Here is a 15,976-nt window from a genome sequence, read left to right as displayed (position 1 = left end):
GAAGATTATGGCTGAGTTATCTAAATTCCAGGCTTTTATGCAGTGTAAATGTCCGCGCTGCCGCAAAGGTGAGATTTTTACCGGAAGTGCTTATTCTTTCAGACTGCAAAAAACAAATGTTAGCTGTCCGCATTGTAACTTAAAATTTGAGCGTGAACCAGGGTTTTTCTATGTTGCGATGTTTGTAAGTTATGCAATGAATGTTGCAGAAATTATTACGATTGGAGTAGCATCGTATGTTTTGGGCTTACCTTTAATTTATGAAAACCTGTGGTATTATGTTGGTTTAATCTTAACCGGTGTTTTATTGTTATCACCCATTAATTACCGTTATTCGAGGGTTATTCTGCTTCATTACCTTACACCAGGCTTGCATTATGTTCCGGGAAGTGGGGATTAATAGATTATAGATAGCAGAGCGGACAATTTTAATAGTCCGCCCGCCCTTTTTTAGTTATTTCTTCATTGGGTGTTGAATATATTCTGATAATCGGACAACCTTTCCGTTTCTCAATTGAATATCATTAAATAAGGCCACCGTATCGGTTTTGCCATCTTTTGTGGTAGAAACCTGGTTGTACCACAAGCTTACCCATTCTTCACTTTTATCTTTGTTCACTACCGATTCCATATCCTGCATTTCGATTTTAAAGCCCTTCATTTTATTAAACTCACCTTGTACTTCTTTAAGGAACTGCGCTTTTGTACCTTTAAATTGGTAGCCATCTACGGCTAAGGACATACTGTCGGCAAGTACCTTGCTCATACTGGCCGTATCTAAATTTTCGAATGTTTTAATCAGTGTCATGGCGGTTACTGCATTTTTGGTATCGGGGTTCATTTCCCAATTTTGCACCTGTTTAATGGTATATGGATACTTGGTGCTGTCTGCTGTTGCAGTATCAGTAGTTTTAGCTTCCTTGTTCTCACATGCTGCAAAAAGTAAGGTAGCCACGATTAGGGTTGATAATTTCTTCATGATAATTAGTTTATTGGTTACTTAAATATAACTAATTACTTGAATATTAAATAAATGTGAATCGTTTTTGTTCGTGACTTTACATAGCGAAATAGTAGTGATCAGGCAGATAGCGGCGCCGAACGTTTTCGTTTTATTAAACCAATTATAAGATTGATGATGGGTAATAGCTGGACAAGCAGAAACCCAAGCACCATTGCAGCGCTGCTTGCATTAAATCCTTGTGAATAATCTAAAGAATCTGCATTGGTTAGCTCAACAAGGGAGAATGACCTGTTGAAATTATAAGCGGAATAATAAGCACCAAAAAAGAATAAAACAGACAACAAAATGTGAAACCAGCTCAGCTTATTTGAAGCTAAAAATGGTCTTAATAATTTATAGTATAATGCGAATATGAATAAAAATATAGCAAACCACCTGATGAGTGGAATATTATCGATCATATAATAAGTGTCGTGAATATTGAAAGCGAGATTGTTTGCTGGTACCAATAATGAAGTAGCCAAAAGTAGGGTGGCAAGTAAAACCAGGAAGTTATAGGTTTTGAAGATTATTTTCATTTTTTTGAGCTTGATGGTTTATTTAGCTAAGTATGCAATGGTTTCGCGAGCCATTTCCCGTGTTTTATATTTATTTTTATTAGAAAATGAGCGTTCAATAGTGCTTCGGAAACGGTAGTCCCGTTATCCGCTATAGCTCCGATAAACCTGTGAAACAAGCAAGCGCACAATAAAAAGGCAAAAAATAGTGCTTAAATCGGAGGCTGCCGCTTCTACCGGGTTTATGGAACAGGGGTTTGTATAAAATACATCAATTTTTCCTGCTTAGCTAAATAATTATTTTTAGCAATCGTCCTCGTTTGTAACGAGGATGAAGGAGAAAGGCGATTTTATCGCCATTAAACTGCTCATTTTGCATTATGAATGCGAATCTCGCCAATCCTCGTTGCAAACGAGGACTATTTTAACTAACGGCCTCATTTATACAATCAATCAAAGCCTTCACTTTTATTTCGGAAGTGAGCTCGTAGCGATATTCATCTTCTATACTGCCCATTTTGGTTTCGGTATTTCTGAATTCCATTTTACTCGGAACAAATTCTTTGGCAGAGGCATGGAATTGTGTGGCACCGGTTTGATCAATAAGGTTTTTGATGTTATTTTCATTGATCCCTGCACCCGGCATAATGATAATCCGGCCATTGGCTTTTTTTACCAGCTGCGCTAGTTTTTCTGCCCCTAAAATGGCAGAAGAAGCGCCGCCAGAGGTGAGTACCCTTTTTATGTTGAGTTCGATTAAATCTTCCAGTGCCTGGTCCATATCGTTACTCATATCAAATGCCCTGTGGAAAGCTACCTCCATAGGTTTGGCCAGCTCAATCAGTTCAGCGCATCTCTCTTTGTCGATAGTGCCATCTGCTTTAAGTATTCCGGTAACTATGCCTTCACAATTTAATGATTTGCAGATTTTTATATCTTCTTTCATTAATTCAAATTCAATTTCAGAATACAAAAAATCGCCTCCACGCGGACGTATAATGGGCCAAACTTCGATAGATAGGTTTTTCTTGGCCAATGAAATCTGGGCATAACTTGGTGTAGTACCACCTTCTGCCAGGTTATCGCAAAACTCTACTCTTTTCGCGCCGCCATTTTGGGCAGCTACTGCCGATTGATACGAATTAGCGCATACTTCCAGGCAACCCGTTGCCATTTCACTCATGATGTTAGATTTAATTAATTTATATTATTCCTGCGGACCTGCCGGTCCTAAAACTACCCATCCCTTCGGGGATTTGTAGGTATTAAGTAATTGCACCGACTTTCCGCCATCCGGATACCAGCATACTTCTGTAATGACCCAGTGGGTTTCGTCAACCTTTTTACGCTCAGGAAAAGCATTCTGGACAGTTGAAAAATCAGGAAATCCGTGTTCTTCTATATTATTAATGAAAGATAGTTTAAGTACTTCGGCGGTTTCATTGATTATATCCTGATCAATCTCCATTTTCATTACAGAAAGTAAAGATTTGGCTTCTTCATCAAAATCCTTACAGGCAATAGCGGCATCAATATCTTTATCGTTATATGCTTTTTCGATGGCCAGTATAGCGCCTTCCGGCGTTTCTAAATTGGCTTTAAAATAATCAACACCTTCATCAATATATAAACCTATACTGTTATCAAATGCTGCCTTCTCTTTTTCTGCTACACCATCTCTAATGGCCCTTATGGTATATCCGCCAATTAACCTGCCGTTTTCGATAATCATCCAATCTGAAATTAAATCACGCTCTATGCCGATTTTTTGGTTGAATTTTACGGATCTAATGTTTACCGGTTCGTTGCCAACGGTGCCAAATAAGTTCCCTTCATCGTCAAAATTTGGGTCTGTTAACCAAATATGTTCACCCTCATCACCATCTGTAATGAGTACTTTAATGGAAAAATAGTTCTGGTAAGGTTGTGGGTTTTCTAAACTTTCTTCGAAATACCAAAGGGTTAACCTGGCTTTTTCGATCGCCCAGTTCATCCGCTCGTCTTCATCGGGCACATAAACCATATCAGGCTCGCCCTTGCGTTCCGCTACATTTTTCTTTCCGAAAATTTTAGATAATAATCCCATTTACCGGTTTCCTTTTTGTTTATCGTTTGGGAAAATTCAACATATTAATAATAGCTTTTGCCTTTGATTAAAAGATCCTGTTTTTCTGCGTTACACACAGCATAACTAAAACCTTTCTGAATGGCATAAGCACCATACTCGCCTTTTTTGTTGATGGCTAAAAATCCCACCTGTATGTTCTTGGCAGTTTCAGGTTTCTTTTTAATGATGCGCATTACCGCTTCTTTACAGGCGGCTTCGGGGGTATAACCCTGACGCATTAATTCTACCACCAGGAAAGAGCCAACATTTCTGACCACTTCTTCACCTACGCCGGTTGAGGTTGCACCACCAACTTCATTATCGACATAAAGGCCAGCCCCAATAATCGGACTATCACCAATCCTTCCATGTAATTTATAGGCCATGCCGCTGGTTGTACAGGCGCCCGAAATATTTCCTTTGGCATCAATAGCGAGCATGCCAATGGTATCGTGGTTATATTGGTTTCCCGGAAGTTTTTGCGGTGCAGCTTTTTGATAGAGCTGATTTTCGATATTCATTACCGGCGCATATTTTGCCGTTTTTAGCCATTCCTTCCACGCTTTTTCACTGGCAGGCGTAAGCAGGTTTTCCTTTTTAAAACCTTGCTCTAGCGCAAACTGCAATGCACCATCGCCAGCTAACATTACATGCGGTGTTTTTTCCATCACTTTACGCGCTACCGAGATAGGGTGTTTAATATGTTCAAGCGCTAACACAGCACCACAGTTACCCAGTTCGTCCATTATGCAGGCATCGAGGGTTACGTGGCCATCGCGGTCTGGTAAACCGCCATACCCAACCGATTGGTTGTGTTCATCAGCTTCAGGTACCCAAACCCCTTGCTCTACAGCATCTAACGCACTTCCGCCGGTTGATAATACTTTCCAGGCATCGGCATTTGCAGCAATCCCAAAATCCCAGGTCGAAATGACAATGGGAAAATTTTTTGCTGCTGTTTCCTCCTGCGGAATAACATTGGCGATACTGCTTTTATCAATGGCCAGCAATCCAGCCGACAGGGCTGATGCTTTTATAAATTTACGGCGGTTAAACATTTTGATGGTTAATGGTTTGAATGGGTTAATCGTTTAATTGCTCAACGCTATTTAAATATTGGTTATTTTAATTGTTAGATTGTTGTGATTGCTAAATTGTTGAATGATGGCTCCAATTTGATCATTGCAATTTGAATATTGATTATTAACTTAACTAATCGTAAACCGGTCTGCATCCTTTAAAAACGGAAATTGCCTTCTTACTTTAACCAGCTCTTCGTAATTGATACTAAAGGTATATAAATCTTCATCTTCAGGTTTATAGTACACCGTATTGCCATAAGGATCTAAACACATGGATAATCCACTGTGGTAAATCTGATTTCCATCATGCCCAACACGGTTAACTGCAATCACATAACTTTGGTTTTCTATTGCCCTGGCCGGAATTAATGCCTTCCAGTGTGCCGATCGTTTATCTGGCCAGTTGGCCACCAAAAGTAAGATGTCGTATTCCTGATCCACATTGCGTAACCAAACCGGAAAGCGTAAATCATAACAAATAGCCAGTCTGATTTTCCAACCCTTCAGTTCGACAATAAGTTTTTCTTTACCTGGACTAAAGTGCTCATCCTCATCACCCATGCCAAACAGGTGGCGTTTGTCGTAATGCTGATTTTTGCCATCTGGCTCCATCCAGATCAGACGGTTAAAATATTGATTGTTTTCTTTTATAATAATGCTTCCCGTAACTACGCAATTGTACTGGTGCGCCATTTTCTGCATCCACTGCATCGTTTTTCCACCCATTTCTTCTGCTAAGGCTTCAGAATTCATGCTAAAACCTGTATTGAACATTTCGGGTAAAACAATAATATCGGTTTTCTCCCTTACACCCATCGATAGTCTAAGTGCCAGATTTAAGAGGTTTTTCTCAATGTTTTCCCAAAAAAGATAGGCCTGAAAGACTGTTACTTTCAGGTTTTCTATTTGAGTATAAACAGGTGCTTCCATTTTTATTTAGTTGGGATGGTTAAACGTTTTTTAATTTCTCGGCCGCTAGGGCAAGTGTGGCGTTTTCTTTAGCAAAGCAGAACCTGATAATTTTATGATCGATTCCTTTTTGGTAAAATGCAGAAACCGGAATGGTGGCCACTCCAAATTCTTTAATCAGTCTCATGCTAAAATCGGTATCCTTTTCATCGCTAATGCTGCTATAGCTTACGCATTGAAAATATGAACCGTTGCAAGGCAAAAGTTTAAAACGGCTTTCGGCCAGGAGGCTTCTGAAATAATCTCTCTTCTGCTGAAAAAAGCTGCCTATTTCAGTATAATTTTTTGGCTCTTTAATGTAATGGGCAATAGCTTGCTGCATGGGACTATTAACGCTGAAAACATTAAATTGGTGTACTTTTCTAAATTCTTTGGTTAATTTCTCCGGAGCTAAACAATAACCGAGCTTCCAGCCTGTAGCGTGCAAAAGCTTCCCAAAGGAGGCTATAATGAAGCTTCGTTGTTTTAATTCAGGGTAGAGCATTACACTTTGGTGTTTTTGTTCATCATAAATTAAATGTTCGTAAACTTCGTCGCTCAAGATTAAAATATCGGTACCACTGATGAGCTTAATCAGCGATTTCATATCATCTGACGATAAAATACTACCCGTTGGATTTTGTGGTGTATTTAAGATAATCATTCTGGTTTTGGCCGTAAATAACTTTTTAACCATATCCCAGTCAATAGCATAGTTTGGCGGGGCAAGTTCATAGGTTTTAACCAGACCGCCTAATAGTTTAATGGTAGGTGCGTAGCTATCGTAAGCCGGTTCGAAAATAATAACTTCATCACCTGCATTTATAATGGACGCCAATGCGGTAAAAATCGCTTGCGTTCCACCTGCTGTAACCGTAATTTCGGTTTCGGGATTGTATTTGATGTTGTATAGGTTTTCAACTTTCTCTGCGATGGTTTCTTTTAAAAAAGTAGAACCAGGCATAGGGGCATATTGATTAAAACCATCCTGCATGGCTTTATTGACCAATTCAACTAGTTTTGGATCGCAGGCATAGTCAGGAAATCCCTGAGAAAGATTAATGGCATTGTGTTCTGCTGCAAGTTTACTCATCACCGAAAAAATGGTGGTACTTACGCCAGGGAGTTTAGATTGTATATTAAGCATCTTATAAGCGAAAATAGGAAAAAAAAGCTTAAAGCGTAAAAAGCGATGCTAAATGCCCGGTTACTGAACCCCATGATAGCAATTGTGCCCGATTAAAACTTTTTCGGCCCCATTAAACCCTTGCGCTAAATTAACGTCATAAACAACGCAATACCAGGGTGGCTGTGCACGGATTTTAGGCCAAGAAATTTGTATTATTTCAAATATATTTCTTCTTATTTAAAATTATTCCAGATAAAGCCCTTTCTTTGCATTTTAAAATCTCAATTATCCATTAAATATGAAGTTTAAACACTTAACCGCTGCCTTTTTATTGGTAATAAGTGCCTCTGCATTTGTTAGCCCGAAAAAAGCTTTAAGAACATTTGTTTCCAACTACGAAAATGTATTGGGCACATCTTTAGAATTAAAATTTAAAACAGTTAGCCAGGCTGATGCAGATTTAGCCGAAGCATGTGCATTAAACGAAATAGATAGGCTTGATGATATTTTAAGTGCTTATAAAGCAAACAGCGAGTTTAGCAGATGGATGAATAATGGTAAACAAACCACCAAGGTTTCAACAGATTTGTTTGAGGTTTTAAAGCAGTTCGAAAATTATAAAGTGTTAACCAATGGTGCCCTTGATGCATCAGCTAAAGTTATTGGTGATGTTTGGAAAAAGGCAGCTGCCGAAGGCCGTTTACCATCTGCCACAACATTACAAAATGCAGTCGCTTTGGTGAAACAAAAACATTATGTGCTCAATGAGCAGGATAAAACGGTTACACGTTTGGATGATGTGCCATTAGCTTTAAATTCTTTTGCAAAAAGTTATATCATTAATAAAGCGGCTGAGAAGGCTGTTCAAAGCCCTGGAATTGAAAACGTAGTCGTAAATATTGGTGGCGATATGGTAATTAAAGGAAATCAGCCCGAAGCTATTGAAATAGCCAATCCTAAAGCTGATGCCGAAAACGATGTAGCGCTAACGACGATTAAAGTATCAAACAAGGCTGTGGCTACCAGCGGTAATTACCGCAGAGGTTTTAATGTAAATGGAAAATGGTATTCGCATATTGTTGATCCACGTACCGGAAATCCTGTTTCTGAAATAATCAGCGCAACGGTTATCGCCTCAGATGCCAGCGAAGCCGGTGCTTTAGCGACTTCTTTTAATGTACTTTCTCTTGCCGAGATTAAAGCAATGACTGCGACCAGAAATGATATCGCATACCTGTTGATTACTAAAGAAGGTAAAGAAATTAAAAGCAAAGAGTGGGCTAACTACGAGTTTGCTTTAAATAAGCCTGCTGCTGTTTTAGAAAAAGTAAATAAAGCTGATAAACTTTGGAATACTAAATATGAGTTAGTGGTAAACTTAGAAATTGCCAATATAGAATCTACAGATGGTAAACGTGTTCGTCGTCCCTTTGTGGCTGTATGGATTGAAGATGCGGCTAAAACACCTGTACGTAATCTTGCCATTTGGTATAATAAACCACGTTGGCTGCCAGATTTAAAATCATGGAACCGTGCCAATGGCGAAGAGTTTAAAAAAGGAGCAGAGGGGAAACTGAGTTCAACGAGCTCGGCTACACGTGGCCCAGGTAAGTATAGCTTATCATGGGATGGAAAAGACGATAACGGTAAGTTGGTAAAAGCAGGTACTTACACCGTTTTTATTGAAGTGGCCCGTGAACATGGAACTTACCAGGTAATTGCGCAAGAAATGAAATTTACCGGCACTGCAAAAAAAATAGAATTAACGCCAAATACAGAACTAACATCAGCATCCCTTGACTACAGAAAAATCGGAACCGCAAAAAAATAAGATCACGGTTGCACCTAGCGGCCTGGGGAAAAAGCAGGTTAAAAAAGATAGCGGGAAGGGCAAGGGTAAAAAACGTTTAGCTGGTTTATCACGCTGGCTGCATATTTACTTATCGATGGTGAGTTTTACGATCCTGTTGTTCTTCGCTGTATCGGGCCTGACTTTGAACCATGCAGATTGGTTTACTTCAGGCAAGGAAGTGGTTAAAAAGGATTCCGGATCAGTAAACTTAAAATGGGTAAACCAACCTGATACCAATAAAATTAACAAGTTACAGATTGTTGAGTTTTTTAGGAATAAACATGCGGTGAAAGGCGCATTAAGTGATTTTAGGATGGATGACAGAGAACTGAGCCTTACCTTTAATGGCCCGGGTTACCTGGCTGATTCCTTTATCGACCGCGAAACCGGTAAATACGAATTAACTACAACCAGGTTTGGCGCTGTGGCCGTGATTAATGATTTGCACAAAGGCAGGGATTCGGGTAAAGCCTGGTCGTGGATTATCGATATTTCGGCAGTACTGATGACCCTGGTGTCTATCTCCGGAATTATCTTAATCTGTTTCATCAAAAAGAAACGACTAAGCGGTTTTATCATCGCAGCAGTAGGTACGATTATTTGCTATTTAATTTACAAGTTATTTGTACCATAGCTTAATCACAAAGACACTGAGGGCATTCAGATTATTTCTATATGTCCCTGGTGTCTTTGTATATGATATTTAATGCGCTATAACTGCCGAATCAGATGATGCATCCACTTCAGTGGTGATGAACCTTCTGCCGATTAACAAGCAGCATAAAGCGATAAATGCAGCTGCTGTCATTACCAATGGCATAGGCACAACCGAGTGTTCGCTAAATAAGCTTACCATTACCGAGGCCAGAGCGCCTAATCCCATTTGCAAGGCACCCATTAAAGCCGATGCACTACCCGCATTTTTGGTGAATGGCGCGAGCGACAAAGCAGCAGCATTTGGATTAATTAAACCTAAGCAAGCCAGAAATAAAGCAATAAAACCGATTGTTGAGTATAAATTTAACCAGTTATTTAAAGCAAATACCAAAAATATTAAACTGAAAATACATTGTGCAATAAGTGCATAGGTGACAATGTTTTTGCTGCTAAACCATTTCAATATCAGGCTGTTTACCTGGCTCGAACCAATAAACGATACCGATAACAGGGCAAATATCCATCCATAACCAGTTTTACTCACTTCATATATTTTCATAAATACCTGAGGCGACGAAGATACATAGGCGAATAATCCCGAAAAGGTTATTGAACTAATTAAAGCATAGGTATAAAATTGAGGCTCTTTTAAAACCGTGAAGAAATTGGTTAAAATTGGCTTTGGTTTTAAAGAGTAATTCGGATCTGGCTTATAACTCTCCGGCAGTTTGAAAATTGTAGCGAGAAGCATTAAAACGGCCATCAAGCCTAAAAATACAAACACGTATTTCCAGCCTAAGGCCGAAATTAAGTAACCACCTGCAGTTGGGGCAAGCATCGGTGAAACCGCGATTACCAGCATTAGGGAGGCAAATACTTTCGGGCTTTCTTCTACAGAAAACAGATCACGAACCATAGCAACCGAGGCTACAGCCGTAGCACAACTTCCAATGGCTTGTACAAAACGTAAAACAATTAACTGGTTCACATCAGTTACGGCCAAACAAAGAAAAGAGGAAAGGATATAAAGTGCCAAACCAAAATATAGCGGTTTTTTTCTCCCAAATTTATCCAATAGCGGACCATACAATAACTGGCCGGCAGAAATCCCGATAAAAAAACTCGATAATGATAGGGCTACAGTAGATTCATTACTGCTTAAATCCTTTGCAATATCAACAAAACCAGGCAGGTACATGTCGATAGAGAAGGGGCCAAGAGCAGCCAATGAACCTAAAATGAGGATGAGGTAGAAATGTTGTTTTTTAGCCATGAAGATAACCAGATTTTGATGGCGCAAAGATTGGGAGATTTAAGTTGTTAACCTATTTTTACGGTCGAACGATTGTAAAAATTATATTTTTATTGCCCATCATTTAAAGCTACCCGTAAAAACCTGCCTGCGTAATCTTTGTGTTATCTATGTTAAAAATATGATGATCGCTATGCTAAATCTGCTATTTATTTATAGATTTATAGTCTATGACTTTTAAGACCAAAGAAAGCCGTTTACTACTCATTCTGGGTAGCTTTTTTGTAGCCAACGCTATATTATCAGAGTTTATCGGAGTTAAATTATTCAGTGTTGAAGAAACGCTGGGCTTTAAAAAGTTCGATATCAATTTACTCGGTGTGCCGCATTTATCCTTTGTAATGTCGGCAGGAGTATTAACCTGGCCAATTATTTTCATCATGACGGATATCATCAATGAATATTTTGGTGTTAAACAAGTTCGGTTTTTATCCATTCTTACGGCCATATTAATTTCATTTGCCTTTATTGTCGTGTGGGGATCCATGCATTTAACTGCCGCCGATTTTTGGGTGCATCAAAACATAAATGGAGAAGACCTCAATATGAATAACGCATTTGCCGGCATATTCGGGCAAGGGATGTGGATCATTGTAGGATCGATTACGGCCTTCATCATCGGACAAATGGTGGATGTGTTGATATTCCATAAAATTAAAAGAATAACAGGGGAGCGGGCACTTTGGTTGCGTGCCACGGGCTCTACTTTAGTCTCTCAGTTTATTGACAGTTTTGTGGTTATATTTATTGCATTTTATATCAACCCGCAGTATCATTACAGCTGGCAACAGGTATTTGCTATTGGCCTGGTAGGCTATACATATAAATTTGTTGTGGCCATTTTAATGACGCCTATTTTATATATCGTACATGCGATTATAGATGGTTACTTAGGAAAAGACCTCGCTCATAAGCTGATTAAAATGGCTGGTAGGGGATAAATATTTAAAACAATAACCAATATACATCCGATTTATGAGAAACATTTTAATGCTACTGGCAGTAGTTGGACTATTGTCCTGTTCTACTAAAAATGAAAAGAAGAAAGATTCAGCTCTTGATATTCAGGGTACCTGGCAGCTATTATCGGCTACAACCATCGAAAACGGAACCAGCCAGACAACAGATTATTCGGGCAAGCTGAAAATGATCAAAATGTTTAACAACACTCATTTTGCATTTTTAAAACATAGCCTTAATCCTAAAGATACAAGCAGTTTTGATGCCGGTGGTGGAAGTTTTGTATTAGACAAAGACGATTATACCGAGCATTTGGAATATTACAAAAACAAAGATTGGGAAGGCAAGACTTTTAAATTTAAACTTGCCATTAATAAAGATACTTTGATTCAGAAAGGTGTTGAAAAGGTAGAGAAAGCTGGCGTCGACCGGGTAATTATCGAAAAATATATTAAGGTAAAGTAATGAAACGCAAAAGGTCGGACTCGCTCCGACCTTTGTACTTAACAACAAAACAAATAAAAAAATTAACCTTAAAAATAAATTATAGGCTTGCCAATTCCTGGGCAAAAACATTTTCACTCAATTGCTCTTGTTTGTAAATCTGTCTGCCGGTGTAGGCAACAAAAACAGATTCATCTAAAAGCAAGTCGCGGTTTTTAATTAAACTTTCCAGCTTAACCGTTCCAACCACATATTTATAACTGCTTGCAGCATAACGTTCGCTGATATTGTCAAATTCCAATAGGGTAATCAGATCCTCATCAGCATAACGCAGGTAGATTTCTAACAGAATATCCTCCGTATGTTTTACGCCGTTTTCTGAGTGGTATTTTTTATACTCGTAACGGTAATCGTAACGCAAGGCGGCAATATCAGATAGTACAGCAGCACCAGTAGGGTGGCCGCCCGCACCTTTACCATAGAAAAACTGTTTATCAGCAAAAGCCGCCTGAACAGCAACTGCATTGTATTCGTTTTCTACGTTGTAAAGGAAATCATCCTTAGCTACCAGTTTAGGTAGTACATAAGTCACAATGTCTTTTGTATTCACTTTACGTGCAGTAGGAACCAGCTTAATTTTAAAGTTTTTCTCACGCGCATATTTAATGTCGTGGTTAGAAAGGTTCTGTATACCAATGTTTAAAATGGCATCAGGATTTACAAACAAACCATAGGCATGTGCTGTAGCAATGGCCAGTTTATATTTTGGATCATAACCGCCCACATCTAAAATCGGATCGGTTTCTGCGAACCCTAAATCCTGTGCTTCCTTTAAAGCCGAATCGTAACTTTGGTTTTCGTTAAATATTTTCGATAAGATGTAATTAGATGAGCCATTGAAAATCCCACTCAAAGCATGGAATAATTCATTATCATAGTATTCTTCTAAATTTCGAATGATTGGAATACTACCACAAACAGCGCCTTCATACAGTAATGAAGTACCAAGCTCTTGTTGTAAATCTACCAGCTCTTTCAAATGCGTGGCGATCATTTTTTTATTGGCAGATACTACATTTTTACCATTTTTTAATGCGGTAGTTACGATTTCATAAGCCGCATCTGCATCATTAATTAATTCTACAATCGTATTGATCTCTGTATTATTCAGTATTTCGTTGCGATCAGTGGTAAACAGATCCTTATTAAGGGTACGCTTCTTTCTTGGGTCTTTTATCGCGATTTTAATGATCTCCAGGTTCAGGTTCTGGCTTTGGATGATATCCAATAAACCTTGCCCTACAACGCCGAAACCAAATAAACCGATTTTTAAATTCTTACTCATTATTTTAGACTTGATTATACAGATAGCGGGAATACACCGATTAACTGCATGTTATATTATTTTTTGTTTTTTATTGCGCAAATTTTAGCGGCTCTCGTTGTTTTCGCCCTAAACCCTAAACCCTAAACCCTAAACCTTCTACCTCCCTAAGCCGTATGCTGTAATTTGATAATTTTTTTATTCCTGCTTTCCTTAATAAAGTTTCCGATGACGTTAGTCAGGGCATCTGTTTCGATCAAAAATCCATCATGACCATAATCCGAATGCAAGGCACTAAACTCTGCTCCAGGGATATGATCGGCCAGGTATTTTTGCTCTGACAGTGGAAATAACACATCGTTTTCAATACCAATGACTAATGTATTTGCCGTAATTAGTTTTAATGCATCGGCGATACTTTTACGGTTGCGGCCCACATTATGACTATCCATTGCTTTGGTTAAATAATAATAACTATAAGCATTAAAGCGGTTGATCAGTTTTTCTCCCTGATAATTCTGGTAAGAAGACGACCTGAAATTATCTGTCTTATCGTTTACACTTTCTACCTGTGTACTGCCATAAGCACTGTATGTTCTATAACTTAAAAGTGCAATGCTACGGGCAGTTTTTAAACCCTTGCTGCCACCGTTAGGTTGGTTGGCATAAAAAGTTCTGTCGGTAGTAATGGCTAAACGCTGACTTTCGTTAAAAGCAATTCCCCACGGAGAATGTGCTGCATTGGTGGCAATCAAAATCAGGTTTTCGATTTTATTCGGTTCGGAAATACTCCACTCCACAGCTTGCTGACCACCTAACGAACCACCGATTAATAATTTAATATAATCAATACCTAAATGCGATGCCAATAACTGGTGTGCCGATACTAAATCGCGGATGGTAAACTGAGGAAATGAAAGGTAATACGGTAAGCCCGTTACCGGATTGGTACTTAATGGGTTCGAGCTACCATAATGCGAACCTAAAACATTGGCACAAACGATATAATGCTCTTCCGGATTGAACAATGAGTTTTGACCGAATAAACCTTCCCACCATTCAAAAACATCAGCATTGGCGGTAAGTGCATGGCAAACCCAAATCACATTATCTTTATTTGCATTTAATTTGCCATAAGTTTGATAAGCAATCTGCAGGTTACGGATTTTTTTTCCGCTCTCTAATTTGAACTGTTTATTATAGTGATATGTTGATGTTGTACTCATTGTTTTGTTGTATTCGGAATATTAACGGTTAGGCTTGTAAATGCGCTGTTGGAGCGGTAGCTTTAATGGTGGCAAACGCTTGTTCGAAATCGGCTTTAATATCATCAATATGCTCAATGCCGACTGAAACCCTTAAGGCATTTGGTTTAACACCCGCTGCCAATTGTTCTGTTTCGCTTAATTGCTGGTGTGTTGTGGCTGAAGGCTGAATGATCAGTGTTTTTGCATCACCTACATTGGCCAGATGCGATACCAGTTTTAAGTTATCAACTACCTGTGTTGCGTTTTCTTTGCTTCCAGTCAACTCGAACGATAATACTGCACCAAAACCATTGCTTAAATATTTTTTAGCCAGGTTGTTGTATTTGCTGCTGGCCAAACCAGGATATTGAACTTCTTTAACCAATGGATGGTTTTCTAACCAGGTGGCTAATTCTAATGCATTATCTACATGGCGCTGAACGCGGAGCGATAAAGTTTCTAATCCTTGTAATAAAAGAAAAGAATTGAAAGGGGATAAGGCCGGTCCAAGATCTCTTAATCCTTCTACACGGGCCCGGATAATAAACTGGATATTGCCAAATGGTCCGCCGATGCCAAAAACATCGCTAAAAACCAAGCCATGATAACCTTCCGAAGGCTCAGAGAATTGCGGGAATTTTCCATTGCCCCAGTTGTAATTTCCACCATCAACGATTACACCGCCAATACTGGTTCCGTGGCCACCAATCCATTTCGTTGCCGATTCGACCACGATATTGGCGCCATGCTCTAAGGGTTTAAACAAATAACCACCTGCGCCGAAAGTATTATCGACCACTAATGGCAGATCATATTTTTTTGCAATGGCCGCAATTTTTTCGAAATCAGGAACACTAAATGCCGGATTGCCAATGGTTTCTAAAAAGATTGCTTTGGTTTTATCGGTGATTTTGTTTTCAAATTCTTCAGGCACATCAGGATTAGCAAAATCGACATGTATACCCAAACGTTTAAAAGCAACTTTAAACTGATTATAAGTTCCACCGTAAATGTGAGATGAAGAAACGATACTGTCGCCAGCTTCTAATATGTTGTTTAAGGCTATAAATTGAGCGGCTTGTCCTGAGGCCACGGCCAAAGCAGCTACACCACCTTCTAAAGCTGCAATACGTTTTTCGAAAACATCGTTGGTTGGATTCATGATCCGGGTATAGATATTTCCAAACTCTTTTAAAGCAAATAAATTAGCCCCATGTTCGGCATTTTTAAAGCCATAAGAAGTGGTTTGATAAATAGGAACCGCTCTTGATCCAGTTGTAGGATCTATTTCCTGACCAGCGTGTAATTGTAAAGTTTCAAATTTATATGATGTTGACATAATTTCTATTTTTTTTTTGGTGTGATTAGATAGGTGGAAATTAGGGTAATCCTA

At 38.9% G+C, this 15,976-nt stretch carries 16 protein-coding genes; 5 read left to right on the top strand and 11 right to left on the bottom strand.

Features of this window, described 5'->3' with window-relative positions:
• Nucleotides 1-7 precede the first annotated feature (7 nt).
• Nucleotides 8-400 (top strand): DUF983 domain-containing protein, encoded by a 393-nt coding sequence (locus tag AC07YT_RS01965; protein WP_086546047.1) that lies wholly within the window; start codon nt 8-10, stop codon nt 398-400.
• 54 nt (nt 401-454) lie between these two features.
• Here AC07YT_RS01965 and AC07YT_RS01960 read toward each other — a convergent pair whose 3' ends face one another.
• From AC07YT_RS01960 to AC07YT_RS01930, 7 genes are all read right to left on the bottom strand, one after another.
• Nucleotides 455-979 carry a hypothetical protein gene (locus AC07YT_RS01960; protein WP_086546048.1) on the bottom strand — a complete coding sequence of 175 codons (525 nt, stop codon included), beginning with the start codon at nt 977-979 and terminating at the stop codon, nt 455-457.
• Nucleotides 980-1,080: 101 nt separating this feature from the next.
• A complete protein-coding gene (locus tag AC07YT_RS01955) occupies nt 1,081-1,542 on the bottom strand; it encodes a hypothetical protein (protein ID WP_086546049.1) in 462 nt (153 codons plus the stop codon).
• Between the two features lie 403 nt (nt 1,543-1,945).
• The gene (locus tag AC07YT_RS01950; RefSeq protein WP_494945140.1) at nt 1,946-2,704 is read right to left on the bottom strand and encodes a copper homeostasis protein CutC; all 759 of its coding nucleotides are present in this window, start codon (nt 2,702-2,704) and stop codon (nt 1,946-1,948) included.
• Nucleotides 2,705-2,728: 24 nt separating this feature from the next.
• A complete protein-coding gene (locus AC07YT_RS01945) occupies nt 2,729-3,607 on the bottom strand; it encodes a YegJ family protein (RefSeq protein ID WP_086546050.1) in 879 nt (292 codons plus the stop codon).
• A 44-nt stretch (nt 3,608-3,651) separates the two neighbouring features.
• Nucleotides 3,652-4,686: a glycosylasparaginase gene (locus AC07YT_RS01940; protein WP_145954233.1), complete on the bottom strand. Its 1,035-nt coding sequence runs from the start codon at nt 4,684-4,686 to the stop codon at nt 3,652-3,654.
• 150 nt (nt 4,687-4,836) lie between these two features.
• Nucleotides 4,837-5,640 (bottom strand): amidohydrolase, encoded by an 804-nt coding sequence (locus AC07YT_RS01935; RefSeq protein WP_478356427.1) that lies wholly within the window; start codon nt 5,638-5,640, stop codon nt 4,837-4,839.
• Between the two features lie 19 nt (nt 5,641-5,659).
• Nucleotides 5,660-6,805, bottom strand: coding sequence for a methionine aminotransferase (locus AC07YT_RS01930; RefSeq protein ID WP_086546051.1), 1,146 nt, complete (start codon nt 6,803-6,805; stop codon nt 5,660-5,662).
• A 280-nt stretch (nt 6,806-7,085) separates the two neighbouring features.
• Here AC07YT_RS01930 and AC07YT_RS01925 point away from each other — a divergent pair, with 280 nt between their 5' ends.
• Both AC07YT_RS01925 and AC07YT_RS01920 read left to right on the top strand, forming a co-directional pair.
• Entirely contained in the window at nt 7,086-8,618 is a 1,533-nt protein-coding gene (locus AC07YT_RS01925; RefSeq protein ID WP_086546052.1) for a DUF2271 domain-containing protein, read from the top strand.
• Nucleotides 8,584-9,273: a PepSY-associated TM helix domain-containing protein gene (locus AC07YT_RS01920; RefSeq protein ID WP_494945139.1), complete on the top strand. Its 690-nt coding sequence runs from the start codon at nt 8,584-8,586 to the stop codon at nt 9,271-9,273. The genes AC07YT_RS01925 and AC07YT_RS01920 overlap by 35 nt, the downstream gene beginning before the upstream one ends.
• Before the next feature lie 69 nt (nt 9,274-9,342).
• On the opposite strand, the gene AC07YT_RS01915 is transcribed toward AC07YT_RS01920, so the two are convergent.
• Nucleotides 9,343-10,569, bottom strand: coding sequence for a multidrug effflux MFS transporter (locus tag AC07YT_RS01915; RefSeq protein ID WP_086546053.1), 1,227 nt, complete (start codon nt 10,567-10,569; stop codon nt 9,343-9,345).
• A 209-nt stretch (nt 10,570-10,778) separates the two neighbouring features.
• Here AC07YT_RS01915 and AC07YT_RS01910 point away from each other — a divergent pair, with 209 nt between their 5' ends.
• On the top strand, nt 10,779-11,549 hold the full coding sequence (locus AC07YT_RS01910) for a queuosine precursor transporter (RefSeq protein ID WP_086546054.1): 771 nt from the start codon (nt 10,779-10,781) through the stop codon (nt 11,547-11,549).
• Between the two features lie 34 nt (nt 11,550-11,583).
• The gene (locus tag AC07YT_RS01905) at nt 11,584-12,033 is read left to right on the top strand and encodes a DUF4488 domain-containing protein (protein ID WP_086546055.1); all 450 of its coding nucleotides are present in this window, start codon (nt 11,584-11,586) and stop codon (nt 12,031-12,033) included.
• 79 nt (nt 12,034-12,112) lie between these two features.
• On the opposite strand, the gene AC07YT_RS01900 is transcribed toward AC07YT_RS01905, so the two are convergent.
• From AC07YT_RS01900 to AC07YT_RS01890, 3 genes are all read right to left on the bottom strand, one after another.
• Nucleotides 12,113-13,357 carry a homoserine dehydrogenase gene (locus tag AC07YT_RS01900; RefSeq protein WP_086546056.1) on the bottom strand — a complete coding sequence of 415 codons (1,245 nt, stop codon included), beginning with the start codon at nt 13,355-13,357 and terminating at the stop codon, nt 12,113-12,115.
• A 146-nt stretch (nt 13,358-13,503) separates the two neighbouring features.
• On the bottom strand, nt 13,504-14,562 hold the full coding sequence (locus AC07YT_RS01895) for a homoserine O-acetyltransferase family protein (RefSeq protein WP_086546057.1): 1,059 nt from the start codon (nt 14,560-14,562) through the stop codon (nt 13,504-13,506).
• A 28-nt stretch (nt 14,563-14,590) separates the two neighbouring features.
• The gene (locus tag AC07YT_RS01890; protein WP_086546058.1) at nt 14,591-15,922 is read right to left on the bottom strand and encodes an O-acetylhomoserine aminocarboxypropyltransferase/cysteine synthase family protein; all 1,332 of its coding nucleotides are present in this window, start codon (nt 15,920-15,922) and stop codon (nt 14,591-14,593) included.
• Nucleotides 15,923-15,976: the final 54 nt, after the last annotated feature.

The organism is Pedobacter sp. GW460-11-11-14-TSB4 (genome assembly GCF_059423705.1).
This window is presented reverse-complemented; position numbering and strand designations above follow the sequence as displayed.